Raw genomic sequence first — 13053 nt, forward strand, 5'->3', positions numbered from 1 at the left:
AAATAGGCTGTCGAGACTTTCTCGACAGCCTGAGAGCACCTTTAGGTGCTCTAACTCATACGTTCCAAGTTTCCTCAGCTATCTCATACTCAAGCGTACAACATTAAAAAGCTAACTTCATGCCCCAATTGCTTCAAATAATTATAAATCTGCGAACGGTGATGGAACACATGCGTCACGGTCTCGATCTGCCATTGAACCTGTAGATGCCCATGCTCCATATAAAAGGCCTTTGTCGAACGATTCAGATAATCGTCTTCACTAAGCGAAAGAATGTAAGCCTTGTAGGCCTCGAAGTTCTCTCTGAAAGTCACAGCCAAGCGCTCGGGATCTTCCACCCCGGACAGGCTGTTTTCAATGCTTCCCACTTCTGCCTCAGACTTTTCCTGCATAATCGCCAGATCGGAAGCAAGAATGAGCACAAAATGGTGCACTAACTCCAGCAGCGAGCGGAAATTGTCCTGCGGCCGAAAGCTCCAATCCTCTGGACGTATTTTACGGATCAGTGCCTCCCCCGTCCGTACTCCGGTCTCCAGCTCATTCAGCAGATGATCACGAACTTGCAGCGTTCCACTCATATTCTCATCTCTCCTTTGCCATTCTTCTTCATGCTTTGAGTATAGCGGAAGCCTCAGGGCGTGTATTGTAAAAATCGGACAATCTCCGAAAATCCTTTGCCGCAGTAAGCGGAGAATCGCCATAAAACCTGCGAAAATCACGGATCAGATGCGCTTGATCGAAAAAGTTGTGCTTCAATGCCAGCTCCATCCAATCCAGAGAGCCACCGCTTTGTATACTGTGCAGAACGCTCTGGAAGCGGACGACCTCACTGAACTTTTTGGGGCTGATACCGATCCATTGTCCAAATTTGCGGTTGAGCTGTCTTTCACTGATCGCTTCGCGCTCTGCAAGCTCCTTCACACTCATACCCCCACTGCTTACAAAAATCCGATGCAGCAGATTTTTCATCAGGTCACAATCGTTCGTCCTACGACGCAGTAGAAGCTGGATGAGATACTCATCCATTACGCGCACCCGTTCATTAAAGTCTCGTGCCTCAAAAATACGTTCACTTATGATCTCGATATTCTCGGGCCATATATCTTCCAAGCGATAATTACCGCCTGTAAACAAGTGAGTCGGCATGCCGTGAAAATAGTGTGCACCACCCGGAAAAAATCGCACCGCAAAAATACGTGTCTCGGACCCTGCTTGTCTGGTAGACACGAACGGATGCGTAAACGTCCCGCAGTACGAGATATCCTGACGCTTACTCACCAGGTCGTATTCTAATAGAATATCCGTACAACCGTCAGGTAATACCCGATCCACTGCCTCTTCTTTCTCCAGCCAGCTTAATGAAGCTGCGTCTCTACCTGATACTGTAACATCCCTTTCAAAAGCTTCTCCAGTAACTGGACCAGACTCCCAATAGCAAGCTACGTAAGCTCTCAGCGCAGCAGACGGCTTTTTTTCGATATAATATGAGGAAGAGTCACTTCCATTGACCTGAAGCGGACGAAACAGCGAATGCAGCAAAGGGTCCATCCATCGTTCACTCCTGTCTCAGTACGTGGTGAGAATAAATATAGCTCTATGTATGAGGTATTTTTGCAATAAATTCTGATATACAAAAAGGACGTTTCTGCCCGAAACGCCCGTGCTTGTTTTTTAGACGACCAAAAACTCTGCTTTGTTCTCACATTCCTTGCACTTCACCGGAGGGTCCCAATCCGAAAATTTCGTTTCTTTGAGATCGACGACATCCGGTGCATCCTCGTATTCATCAACGAACATATCAATTGCCAGTTCCACATGCTCTTTACATACCACGTACATTCCAGTTGCATCCCTTTCCGTATGAAGCTCTTCCTGTTGTAGGTGTCTGTTTTACCGCCTTCTCTTGTTCTACCACACTTGACGCGGAAAGGAAAGGGCCTGCTAACTTAACCCAGACGTTTGGTAGTAAAAATAAAGGAATTGCTGACATTCAGGTCTTCGTGGAAATGAGGATATCGCTCCAGCACTACTTTACCTTCCGCGTAGGGCCATAGATTCTACATTCATTCCTACATTTTTTCAATAACAACGCTTACAATATTAAAACATCTAATTATGACATGATTTTTCCATTAATTATATAGGTATTCTATAATGGAATAGTATGGTATCATATCGATGGAAATCGCTTTCAAAAATAACTTTGTAAAGGGGCCTGCCTGTTATGCTAAAACGAAGACCCGTTTCATTGCTGTCGTTGACGCTTGCCATCACCCTATTGTTATCTACGTTCGGATCACTTGCCGCTGCTGCCGAATCTGACGAGCAAGCACAACCATGCCTTTACCATTCCAACCGACTTCCGGGGTAGCCAGCTTGCTACAATGGAAGCTGTGTATACCAATGGGGGCAATGCCGGTCCGCAGGACTGGACACCCTATTAGGAGTTTGGCAATACCTTTGCGCCTGCCTATGATAGCAATGACATCAAGCTGCTGCCTGAATTTTTTAACAGCGTGAAGGATGGTGAAGTCACGCTGAAATTCCATTTCTGGAGCGGCGATGTGGTGACCTACAAGATCACCAAAAGCGGAACGCGTGTGACGGGAACGGCATCTTAAGCTAAAATGCAACCGACCGACAAACTGAAAAGGCGTCCCCGGAAAAATGAGTCGGGGAACGCCTTTTTTATAGTTATGCCTATAAGTTAGACCCTAGCCTTCCGGCTTATCCGTTAATTTTAACGTTACCGTTTCTTCCTTGCCTGCCCGGTAAAAGGTAACTTCCAGCTCGTCGCCAATCTTCTTGGTATCATATAAATAGCGGCGCAGATCAAGTGTAGAGTTGATCGGCTCACCATCAAAGGCGGTGATGACATCGTTCAGCTTCAAGCCTGCCTCTTTGGCAGGACCGTGGGCTTCCAGAATCACTGCCCCGTCCTTCACGCTATCGGGCAGCTTGAGTTCCTTGCGCTGTGTTTCGTCCAGTGGTGCGTACTCATTATTGAGATCGACCGTGTAGACTCCCAGATAAGGGCGGGTAATTTTGCCGTCCTCAACCAGCTCATTCACCGTTTTCATGACCTCATTGGCGGGAATGGCGAACCCCAGTCCTTCAACGCCGGTATCGGCGATTTTCATCGTATTGATGCCAATCACACGTCCGTCCAGATCGACCAGCGCACCGCCGCTATTCCCCTCATTAATCGCCGCATCGGTCTGGATGACATGCTGCTCCCAGTCGTATACCCCATCCTGATTAATGGAAATGGGAATGATCCGATTTGTATAGCTCACAATGCCAGAGGTAAGCGTATCCCCCAAGCCGAGCGGATTGCCAATAGCAATTACGGTCTCGCCTAGACGAAGTTTGCTGGAGTCGCCGATATCGGCTACCGTGTTAATACCTTTATCATCAACCGCCAGGACGGCAATATCGCTAATGCGATCCTTTCCAATCAGCTTTGCCTCTTTTCTAACACCATCCACTGTTACAATATCCAGATCGTCTGAGCCTTCGATGACATGGTTGTTCGTCATAATGAAGGCTTTGCCGGAGCTCACCCGGAAAATAACACCCGATCCAAGCGCCGATTGCTCCGTGCTGCTGCCATCTCCCCCTTTCAGGTTCACGATGCTGACAACAGCCGGGCGCACCTTGGCTGCCGCCTGCACAATCCGGTCATACGGATCACCCGCTGCTTGCCGCAAGGAATAATGGCTTGCTCCGGTTACCGCTGTAGCGGAGGGCAAGCCTGTAATAAAGCTGAACAGCAGCACAGCAACCACTGCACTGACTGCCCCGCTAATGACAGCAGCCTGCATCGGACTTACTCCGCGTTTCCGATACGGCCAACGCCCCCTTCCTCCACGGCGTGCCTTGAATGCCGTTTTTTTCGCCGCACGTGTAGATACCTTTGTTGAATAAAAATCGTCTTCGAACAAGCCCATACTAATCCTCTCCCCTTCGTTGTCATGCACCGACACTCACTAAAAAATTAGGGCTATTCGGGCTTGCGCCAACCTATGCTACAGAGAACCTGCTCCGTTGAACATCTCAAGTGGGTTGAATATCCCCCATCATCGGAATCCAGCAACCTATCGTTCCGGCCTACTTATCTATCACCACAAACGGCGTCTACCTAAGCAACCGGATCACATAAATTAGCATACACGCCGAATCTGACTCCGAATAGAGGAAAAAGGAGGAATGATTTCCAAACCAATGGACTACAATAGTAACAAGTCTTCTATTCTATTACAAAATGATCGTCTCATAGAGACGTTCTGGCCTGTTCCCGTCCGCTTAAAGCAGCCTATACTTTTGGATGAGAGCCTTCCTTCAGAAAGCTATCTGTTGTTAGCTTTATTGTATCACAGCACCCAGTAAAACCACAGGCAGAACCAAGCTTATGACACGCCATTTTCAAAATATTTTTCAGGAGGAATATATGATGAATTCACATCGTTCAGCTATGGATGAAGTTCGTATGGCTGCCAAGCTTGCGGATTTAAAAGACGAGCATTACCGCAACACACTGGCGCTAAGTACATTGATTGAACTACTGGTGGATAAAGGCGTTGTGACCCGTGAAGAGGTAGAACGCAAAGCTGCCGAGCTGGACAGCTTTATGACTCACTTACCTTATCCCAAGGTGTAGGACGATCATAATACGTATCACACAATCGGAACTCACTGTCCTTGTAAAAGCAGCCGCGGTCTTCCATCGCTCCGCGTACGGTCAGCTTCGCAAGCTCCATCATATTGTGATCGCGGCTCAAATGCGCCAAATACGTTCGCTTTGTCCGCCCTGTCAGCAGCTCGCTAAGAATCGCACCCGCCATCTCATTGGACAAGTGACCGATATCGCTGAGAATACGGCGCTTGATGTTCCACGGATAACGCCCCATACGGAGCATCTCCACATCATGATTAGCCTCCAGCACTAATACGTCAGCGTCTGATATCGCCTGCTTCACCTTATCGCTGACATAGCCGAGGTCGGTCGCTACACTAAGCTTCTCTGCCCCATCGTAAAAGCTGTACCCTACGGGCTCAGCTGCATCATGAGATATGCCAAAAGACTCCACGCGCAATGATTCAAATTCACGCGTCGCGCCTGTCTCTAATATTCTGCGATTATCGTCCGGAATTTGCCCGACAGCATTGCTGATGGCAAACCACGTCTTCTCATTGGCATACACAGGTAAATTATATTTACGCGCCATGGCGCCTAGTCCTTTAACATGATCGGAATGCTCATGCGTGACCAAAATACCATCCAACTCTTCTCCGCTCAGATCGCGCTCTTTCAGCAATTCATCAATACGCTTCGCGCTGAGACCTGCGTCGATGAGTAATGTCGTGTCTTCGTTCCGAACAACGGTAGCGTTGCCGGTCGAACCGCTCGACAGCACGGTAAATGAAATCCCCATATCTGTTCAAGACCCTTCTGTATGTTCTGTCTTTGGACTAATGACATCTCCGTTCATCTGCACATAATAGACGCCTTTCCCATTATCCAGCATAAACCGCCACACGGGGGCGGCCACCTGGCTATCTGAGTTAAAGGTCTGTCCGTAGTAACCGAGCCGAATATCCTTCACAATCGTGTCACGCGGCAAATAGCTGTCGATCAAGCGTGCCAGCGCCTTGGATGCAGGCAGCATCTTCTTCGCCTCGTCCGAGGGCTGGAGAATCACCTGGATTTTACGATATCCTGTAATCTTCTGGTTGCTGTAAAACAGAGCCAGCTTCACATTAAACAGCGGCCATTTGTCCTGTACCAATGGATGCAGCACAAAAGCGTCCGCTTGTCCAGATACCGGCTCCTCCTGAACATCCAGTGGATCATACTGGTAATTGTCGATATCCTTGATTTGCGGCTCCAATGCCTCAGCCAGCGCATCATGGGTGAATACAAGCTTGCTGTCCACCGGCTTAACCAACTGCACGCGATCACCCTTTTCCCCACTATGAACATACGTGTAGGAAAGCTTGGGCAGCTGCGGGGTATCTCCTGGAATCGGAGCCAGCACCTGAATGCTCTTTTCTTCCATTAAACGCTGCGTATTTTCATCCAATGAAGTAAAATCCAAATTCGGCCCTGCCGTTTCCTGTGCATCATTCCACAACTGGCGCCCCAGAACCACATTGAGCAGCAAAAATGTACAGATCAGTACGTTTTTGGCGCGACTCCAATCCATTCCCGTTCCCCCTTCCTGTCACCGCTTTGTCTCCTGAGATGGCTGCGCTTGTAGTGGATTCAATGCTGTCGTTACCGGAACAGCAAGAATCTCTGCGATAGAGCCATCGCCCAGCGTAACACGCCACTCGGGGACAAGCTCCAACCCATCATTGGTTAGCTCCGGCTGATATACAGGAGTTAGATCTCTAATGGTTTTTCCTTTGCCTACTGTCTTCAATTGCTTCTTCAAGACCTCGCCGCCTGGAAGCATGACCTTCTTCGAGGACTGCTCCCCACCCTTGAGATACAACAGCGAGCGATCATAGACAGAGGCCGTTTCCTGCTGGATTTGCAGCGAAATCGTACCAAAGCGGAATGATGGTGTATCCAGCACGGGATAAGCCCCGTAATACTGCTGAAACAGCACACTTGTACGATTTTCATCGCTGCCTCTCATTTTCAGTTGATAGGAAGCATCCCAGCCGCCATGTTGATTTACAAAATCAACGGCGGCCAACACATCCCTAATCGGGCTGCTTCCGCTCGCCCCTGGAGCGCTGGGATCGGTATAGCTCATCCATCGCTGATCCTGCTTGATTTGCAGACTCCGCTTGCTATCGGTATAAATTTGGGAGCCGTCCTTCTCCTGAATATTGCGTGTAATCCCCGGATCAAAAAACAAATTTCGCTGCATCTGCTCTGTCGTAAACAACCCGGCATACACTACGGGCTGTACTGTCTCCAGATCCTCTACGGGAATGTAGTACTGATTATCCACCAGCTCGTACAACGGGGCATTTTTGCCAAAATTCACATGCTGCCTTACATCCTCCACCGTCATATCGAACTGGTTCGCTTCATACACTACATCGCCTCTCGCACTGAAAAAGAGAGCATGCGGCTTGGCATTCTTTTCGTCGATATAGATCCAGATGCGGTTAATCGTCTCTCCCTGAAACACCGAATCCGGCGTCAGACGCATGACCCTCTCCAGTAATGACACGGGGACGCCGCCTGAAAAAGACAATTCAATGCCCTCATTCTCACTGCGGATTCGCGCCCAGTCTGCCGAATGGATACTCCGACGCTGGAAATTGTTAAAGCTCCGGCTTTCCAGCCGCGTATAAATCAAGTCGTAAAAAGCAACACCCGGATAAAAAACAGTATGTTTTTTGTTCCCTTGGTGAATTAGCATTTTATCGGGAAACACGAGGTTTTCAATCTTTTTCTCCTGCCCCATGCTTTCGGTCTTCACATAGTTTGTTTCTGAAGTGAGTACAGAATCACTGCCCGGAAGGCGGTAGATCAAAAAGTAAGTCTGTATCAGACTGGAAGCTACCAGAAAAGCAAGCACCCCTGACTTCAAACGTTCCTTCACTGTGCTTCCCTCCCTTCACCCGACATCGGGAGCGTAAAGGTCGTGCAGGTCCCTTGACCATATTCCGACTCGAGGAAAATCTGGCCTCCATGGGCCTTTACAATTTCCCGGGCAATCGACAGCCCTAATCCCGTACCGCCCATATTGCGCGATCTCGCCTTGTCTACACGATAGAACCGTTCAAAGATACGGTCCAGATCCTTTTTCGGAATCCCAATTCCGGTATCCTGTACCGAAATCGACAGCATCCCCTCACTGTTGCGGCGTGCTTCAATCCGAATACTTCCGCCCTCCGGCGTATATTTCAACGCATTAGACATCAGATTGTCCAATACCTGCTCAATTTGATCCCGGTCGATCACGACCTTGCCAATCCCCTGTTCTACGAACATTCCTGAGCGAATGTGCTTTTGCTTCATTTGAAAAGAAAAACGATCTGCCACTTCGTCCAGCATCTCCATCACATCCGCGGGCTGCATCCGCAAAGGCGCCTCATTGGAATCAAGCCGCGACAGATGCAGCAAATCCGTAACCAGCCGGATCATACGCTCCGTCTCGTTGCGAATTACGCCCACGAAGCGCTCCGCAAGCTGCGGCTCACTCATTGCACCGTCATCCAGTGCTTCCGCATAGCTACGGATCGTCGTCAGCGGGGTACGCAGCTCATGGGATACATTCGCTACGAATTCCCGCCGTGTCGTCTCCATTTCCTCCTGCTCCGTCACGTCCTGTAGCACGGCAATCGTTCCCGTAATGCCAAATTCCCGTCGATGAATCGGCGTGAATGTCACGCGGATCACGATCGGATCATCCTGACCTGCTGGCTCCAGTTGCAGCAGCGTGGAGGCCGTAGAGCCGCTATACAAGGCCTCGGTTTCCTCCGGGTCGATCCCCAGCAGCACCGCGATATGCCTGCCGGTCATTTCGTTCTCGTTCACGCCCAGCATAGCGCTGGCCCGACGGTTCACTAGAATGACCCGGCCATGGTCATCTGTAGCGACGACACCGTCGCTCATATTGGTCAAGATGGAGGAGAGCTTCTCCTTCTCCTCCTCATTTTGGGACAGCGCCTCGCGTAAGCGGCCTGTCATATAGTTAAAGGCCACGCTGAGTCTGCCGATCTCATCCTCACCAAACACTGGCATCTGCTGGTCAAACTTGCCCTCTGCGACCTCTGTCGCATGGCGAGTCATCACCTTGATCGGGTGTGTAATGGTATGCGCCAGCACCACGCCCAGCACAGCCGTCAACGCCAGCGCAATCAGCATACCGGATAGAAACACATTGTTAATGCGCTTCATCGTATCGTACAGCTCGGTCATCGAAGCGGCGATGTACACCGCGCCAACGATTTTACCCTGGCTGATGACAGGCTTGGCGACGACCTTTTTACGGACGTTATCCTCGTCCACCATGTATTCTTCGTTATCGCGAATCCCTTGGAGTGCGCGGCTGACAACGGTCTGTGTATTTTTACGTCCGACATAATCGGCGTGTGAGCCTTGAGAGGTAATCAATACCTTGCCACTGGCATCCAGCACCTGAATTTCCGCACCGCTGAAATCGAACAGATTGTTCACCCGTGCGCGCAGACTTTCCACACTGTCTTCTTCCATTTTACCGTCACTGCCGTTCAGATCCTGCTCTGCCAGCACGGACAGCATTTCCGCCCGTGCCTGCAAATCCTGTGTAAAATTACTCGTCAGTGAGTTCTTCATGGAGCTGACAAAATAGACCCCGATCAGCTGCATCGCCACCAAAATAAGCAGCACATAAATAATAATCAGCTTGGCATGAATGGTGCGAAAGAAAGACAGCCATCTCATGCCCGCAGGCCACCTTTGCTCCCGCTAACAATATATCCGAGTCCACGGCGTGTCAGGATAGTCTCCGGTTTACTCGGATTCTCCTCGATTTTCTCACGCAGTCTGCGAATCGTCACATCGACCGTTCGTACATCGCCGTAGTATTCGAACCCCCACACCGCCTGCAACAAATGCTCGCGGGTCATGACTTTTCCGGCATTTTTCGCCATGTAGTGCAAAAGCTCATACTCTCGGTGCGTCAGATCAAGCGCCGTCCCGTTTTTGTAAGCTGTATACATATCTGTATCAAAGAAGAGGTCTCCCACGCGCAACCCCTGCTTATCCTCCTGTGAACGACCTTCCGGCGTGCTTGTCGCACCGCGCTGTTGTCTGCGCATCTGTGCCTTGACGCGTGCCAGTAATTCCCGTGTACTGAACGGCTTCGTCACATAATCGTCGGCGCCCAGCTCCAGCCCAAGCACCTTGTCGATTTCGCCATCTTTGGCGGTCAGCATAATAATCGGCGTCTGGAGCTGATGGCCGCGCACCTCGCGGCATACGTCCATACCGTCCATGCCCGGCAGCATCAGGTCCAGCAGAATCAGATCAGGCTGCTGCTTGACCGCAATATCCACCGCGCTGATTCCATCGAACGCGCAAATCACCTGGTAGCCCTCTTTTTCCAAATTAAATTTCAAAATATCAGCGATAGGCTGTTCATCATCCACGACCAGAATCGTCCCCTGCATACAGCGTTCACCTCTTCTCACCGATCGTAATTTATATATTGAACTTCGTTTGTTAGTTCCATAAGATGCTGATTCTATTCTATCATACCCGCACGCCATTCCATTACTTCTTCGCATCCTTTTCTTTATGCAGAAAAAAACCATGCCTGCACCTGACCTTAGTCCTGCAGAAAAACATGGCCTTTCCCCTTAATCTTCATGAATCCTCAATAACCCATCGTTATCAACAATTCATCTATCTTAAATACGTCATTGGATTTTGTGCGGTATTATTTTTGCGAATCTCAAAGTGAACATGTGTGCCTGTTGAACGTCCGGTGCTTCCCATGATGCCAATCGCTTCACCCTGCTGTACGACCTGTCCCACACGAACACCAATACTGCTCAAATGCCCGTATACCGTTTGGTAGCCGTTGCGATGGTCAATGATAATGACATTACCGTATCCATTCTGTTGGCCTGCAAATGTGACCACACCATCATCCGAGGCTTGAATCGTATGATTGCCGACCAAATCAACGCCTTCATGCATACGTCCCCAGCGTCCTCCGAAGCTGCTCGTCATGATTGCACCCGCCGTCGGCCAGGCAAATTGACCCGAGCCTTCTCCCTCGATCTTCGTTCCTCTTAGAACCACCTCGGTAACAGACGGCTGCAACACTTTTTGACCAAGCCATTCCTCTTGCACGACCTCACCTTTCTCCTTGGTCAAACGATAGTCCATCTCTTTAAGACCTGCTTGTCCCGGTCTGACGACTTTGGTAACCCCGGCCTTCAATTCATCGCTCTGGCGAATCTCAACCTCAGGCTCGATGGCAATCTGCTCGACAACCTTCTCTACCGTCCGTACCGTGACTGGGGCCTTGGGTGCAGTGAGCTTGAGCTCGTCCCCGATTTGCAGATACAGCTCGCGCAGACCCGGATTGTTCTGCTTAATTTCCCAAGCAGTCATATTGAATTTCGCAGCAATGGACGACAACGAATCGCCCTCCTGCACCGTATACGTTACAGGCTCCTCGCGTCCCTCGGTCAGCACCTTCACCGCTTCTGCCTCCGTCAGCACCTTGTTAGGGTCTGCCTTCACAGGCTCATATGCAATTTTCTCACGGATATTCGCAGACTCCAGCCACGCTTTAGGCGTTTTGGTACTGGCACTAGCATGACTGCTGCCCACCGACGTCTTGCGAACCAATCCCTTAATACCTGTAGCCTTACCCTCACCCGCAGGTGTGTATTTCTTCTGTACTTGCTTTAACGCCGCCTGTGCAGTCGCTTTATCCTTCACAATGCCAATCGTCTTTCCGTTGACCTTCACTTCAACCCCTTTGGCATACGCTGTCAGCATACCGTCCAGCTTCTTCAGCGTGGCTGAGCTATCAATATTCGCTTTATACGCCTTTTCAGTGGTTGTTGTTACCGCACTCGTATTAAGCACCATATCCACGCCCGGATACTTGGCCTTATACTGCTTGCTCTTTGCAGCATACAGCTGCTTGAGCTGTTGCTCATTCAGGATATTCCCCACTTCGACGCCCTTTACATACACTTTATAATAAGGCACCGTGTTGGCCCCGACATATTGATTGCCAGCAAAAATAAGACTGCCTGCAATCACTACACCGCCTGCCGTCCAGCTCAACCACTTTTTCCGTCCGTTCCACCATGTAGCTATTGTTCCCGCTTTGCCAGTAGAATTACCTTCAACGCTTGAATTCTCATTCTTGTGGTCTGGTGAATACTTCCCCTTAGAAACCTGCATGGTCCTCTCCTTTTCAGCATATCCTATCTCTATTAAATGCGTTCGTTATTGTCCTTTTACACTATAAAAATAGCCATTTTGCATGATGATCTATGATAATAGTCGCTATTTATCATTGCATAGTTATGTAAAAGGTTTCAAAAATTTAACCTTTTCACAACACAGTTTACTTTAACATAGCCTTTACAAAGAATTCAACTGTACCCCAAATCTTTCCTGACACGCAAAAAATCCGCGCCCGGCGCGGATTCCATCGTCCTATTTTGAACAATAGCTTTGCTCATAAAATCAGTTATTATTTAAGCATACTCATCAGCTTGTTGTACTCTTCTTTCGTTAGATACTTCGCAAGCACCTGCTGAATATCCTGAAGCTCCTGTTCGGTCAGACCGCCTTCCATCGCAGCTGATATTTTCTGCATTTCTTCTGGCGGCAGCTTATTCATCAAAATCGCAAAAATCTCCTGCTTCTGCGCCGCAGGCAAATTGTTCTTCTTCTCCGTTAAATGATCGGGCGTAATCACCAAGTCATGGCCTTCAATACTGGTCGACTGACCTGTCTCGGGTGTAGCCGCACCCGTACCGCCTGCACCTTCGTCCAATCCCTGGCCCATGACGGGCAGAGCATTATCTGGTGGGGTTACACGATCCGAGTTCCCGCCTGTTGCCTTGCTTTTCCCTGTATCTGTACTTTTTCCTGTATCCGCGCTTTTATCTGCGCCTGTGCTCCCATTCAGCCAGCCCAATCCCCATATCGGCTGATGATCGAGCTGAATGTTGAATTGCCGCAGCAGCGATTGAACATAGGCATTCACAACCACACCTGTCACAGCCAGCGTCAAAGCGCTGACCAGCACCACCGTTATTCCTTTTTTGAGCAGCCATCCAAGCCATCTCATATCCCGTTACCTCCTTCATACGCAGCTTGCCATGTGTACATCATCATGAAGTGCATATCAATCAGTATTGACGAGATATGACGATTTTTAACCCTTGGAATATGTAAAACTAGCACAATTGAATAGTAGATGTGATCTGGCAGTGGATCAGCGAGTACGGCGTACCCAGAAGCGGAAAATGTCATTGCGGACATAATCCAGTGAATACAGCACCTGCCGGTTCAGCTCATCGTAATGAAGCTGCTTGAGCAGCAACACCGTAGCCTGTGGCTGGGGG

At 49.5% G+C, this 13053-nt stretch carries 12 protein-coding genes and 2 pseudogenes; 2 read left to right on the forward strand and 12 right to left on the reverse strand.

All coding sequences use genetic code 11. The features are described from left to right. Positions 1–89: 89 nt before the first annotated feature. From L693_RS0110475 to L693_RS29145, 3 genes are all read right to left on the reverse strand, one after another. A complete protein-coding gene (locus L693_RS0110475; protein WP_025717211.1) occupies positions 90–578 on the reverse strand; it encodes a DinB family protein in 489 nt (162 codons plus the stop codon). 28 nt (positions 579–606) lie between these two features. Then, the gene (locus L693_RS0110480) at positions 607–1548 is read right to left on the reverse strand and encodes a helix-turn-helix domain-containing protein (protein WP_049825124.1); all 942 of its coding nucleotides are present in this window, start codon (positions 1546–1548) and stop codon (positions 607–609) included. 123 nt (positions 1549–1671) lie between these two features. Continuing rightward, on the reverse strand, positions 1672–1839 hold the full coding sequence (locus L693_RS29145) for a CxxH/CxxC protein (RefSeq protein WP_007433184.1): 168 nt from the start codon (positions 1837–1839) through the stop codon (positions 1672–1674). A gap of 500 nt (positions 1840–2339) precedes the next feature. Between L693_RS29145 and L693_RS29150 the strand changes: the two are divergent. After that, positions 2340–2621, forward strand: a pseudogene (locus L693_RS29150) (cellulase family glycosylhydrolase); the annotation flags it as partial. 93 nt (positions 2622–2714) lie between these two features. Here the strand turns inward: L693_RS29150 and L693_RS0110495 are convergent. Next, on the reverse strand, positions 2715–3950 hold the full coding sequence (locus L693_RS0110495; protein ID WP_025717213.1) for a S1C family serine protease: 1236 nt from the start codon (positions 3948–3950) through the stop codon (positions 2715–2717). A gap of 503 nt (positions 3951–4453) precedes the next feature. Between L693_RS0110495 and L693_RS0110500 the strand changes: the two genes are divergently transcribed. Continuing rightward, the gene (locus L693_RS0110500; protein ID WP_007433188.1) at positions 4454–4660 is read left to right on the forward strand and encodes a hypothetical protein; all 207 of its coding nucleotides are present in this window, start codon (positions 4454–4456) and stop codon (positions 4658–4660) included. On the opposite strand, the gene L693_RS0110505 is transcribed toward L693_RS0110500, so the two are convergent. The 8 genes and pseudogenes from L693_RS0110505 to L693_RS30555 form a co-directional block, all read right to left on the reverse strand. Then, positions 4629–5435: an MBL fold metallo-hydrolase gene (locus L693_RS0110505; protein WP_025717214.1), complete on the reverse strand. Its 807-nt coding sequence runs from the start codon at positions 5433–5435 to the stop codon at positions 4629–4631. The genes L693_RS0110500 and L693_RS0110505 overlap by 32 nt on opposite strands. A 6-nt stretch (positions 5436–5441) precedes the next feature. Beyond that, positions 5442–6206: a two-component system regulatory protein YycI gene (yycI, locus tag L693_RS0110510; protein ID WP_025717215.1), complete on the reverse strand. Its 765-nt coding sequence runs from the start codon at positions 6204–6206 to the stop codon at positions 5442–5444. A gap of 18 nt (positions 6207–6224) precedes the next feature. Continuing rightward, complete coding sequence (locus L693_RS0110515) at positions 6225–7565, reverse strand: YycH family regulatory protein (RefSeq protein WP_025717216.1); 1341 nt, start codon at positions 7563–7565, stop codon at positions 6225–6227. Further along, positions 7562–9391: a cell wall metabolism sensor histidine kinase WalK gene (walK, locus tag L693_RS0110520; RefSeq protein ID WP_025717217.1), complete on the reverse strand. Its 1830-nt coding sequence runs from the start codon at positions 9389–9391 to the stop codon at positions 7562–7564. Before walK ends, L693_RS0110515 begins: the two co-directional genes overlap by 4 nt. Beyond that, positions 9388–10119, reverse strand: coding sequence for a response regulator YycF (gene yycF / locus L693_RS0110525; protein ID WP_025717218.1), 732 nt, complete (start codon positions 10117–10119; stop codon positions 9388–9390). Before yycF ends, walK begins: the two co-directional genes overlap by 4 nt. 235 nt (positions 10120–10354) lie before the next feature. Beyond that, positions 10355–11878: a M23 family metallopeptidase gene (locus tag L693_RS0110530; RefSeq protein WP_025717219.1), complete on the reverse strand. Its 1524-nt coding sequence runs from the start codon at positions 11876–11878 to the stop codon at positions 10355–10357. A gap of 295 nt (positions 11879–12173) precedes the next feature. Beyond that, positions 12174–12776 carry a hypothetical protein gene (locus tag L693_RS0110535; protein WP_025717220.1) on the reverse strand — a complete coding sequence of 201 codons (603 nt, stop codon included), beginning with the start codon at positions 12774–12776 and terminating at the stop codon, positions 12174–12176. Positions 12777–12923: 147 nt separating this feature from the next. Then, a pseudogene (locus L693_RS30555) lies at positions 12924–13053 on the reverse strand (GntR family transcriptional regulator); the annotation flags it as partial.

The sequence above is a fragment of the Paenibacillus sp. 1-18 genome (genome assembly GCF_000520755.1).
Lineage (GTDB): Bacteria > Bacillota > Bacilli > Paenibacillales > Paenibacillaceae > Paenibacillus > Paenibacillus brasilensis.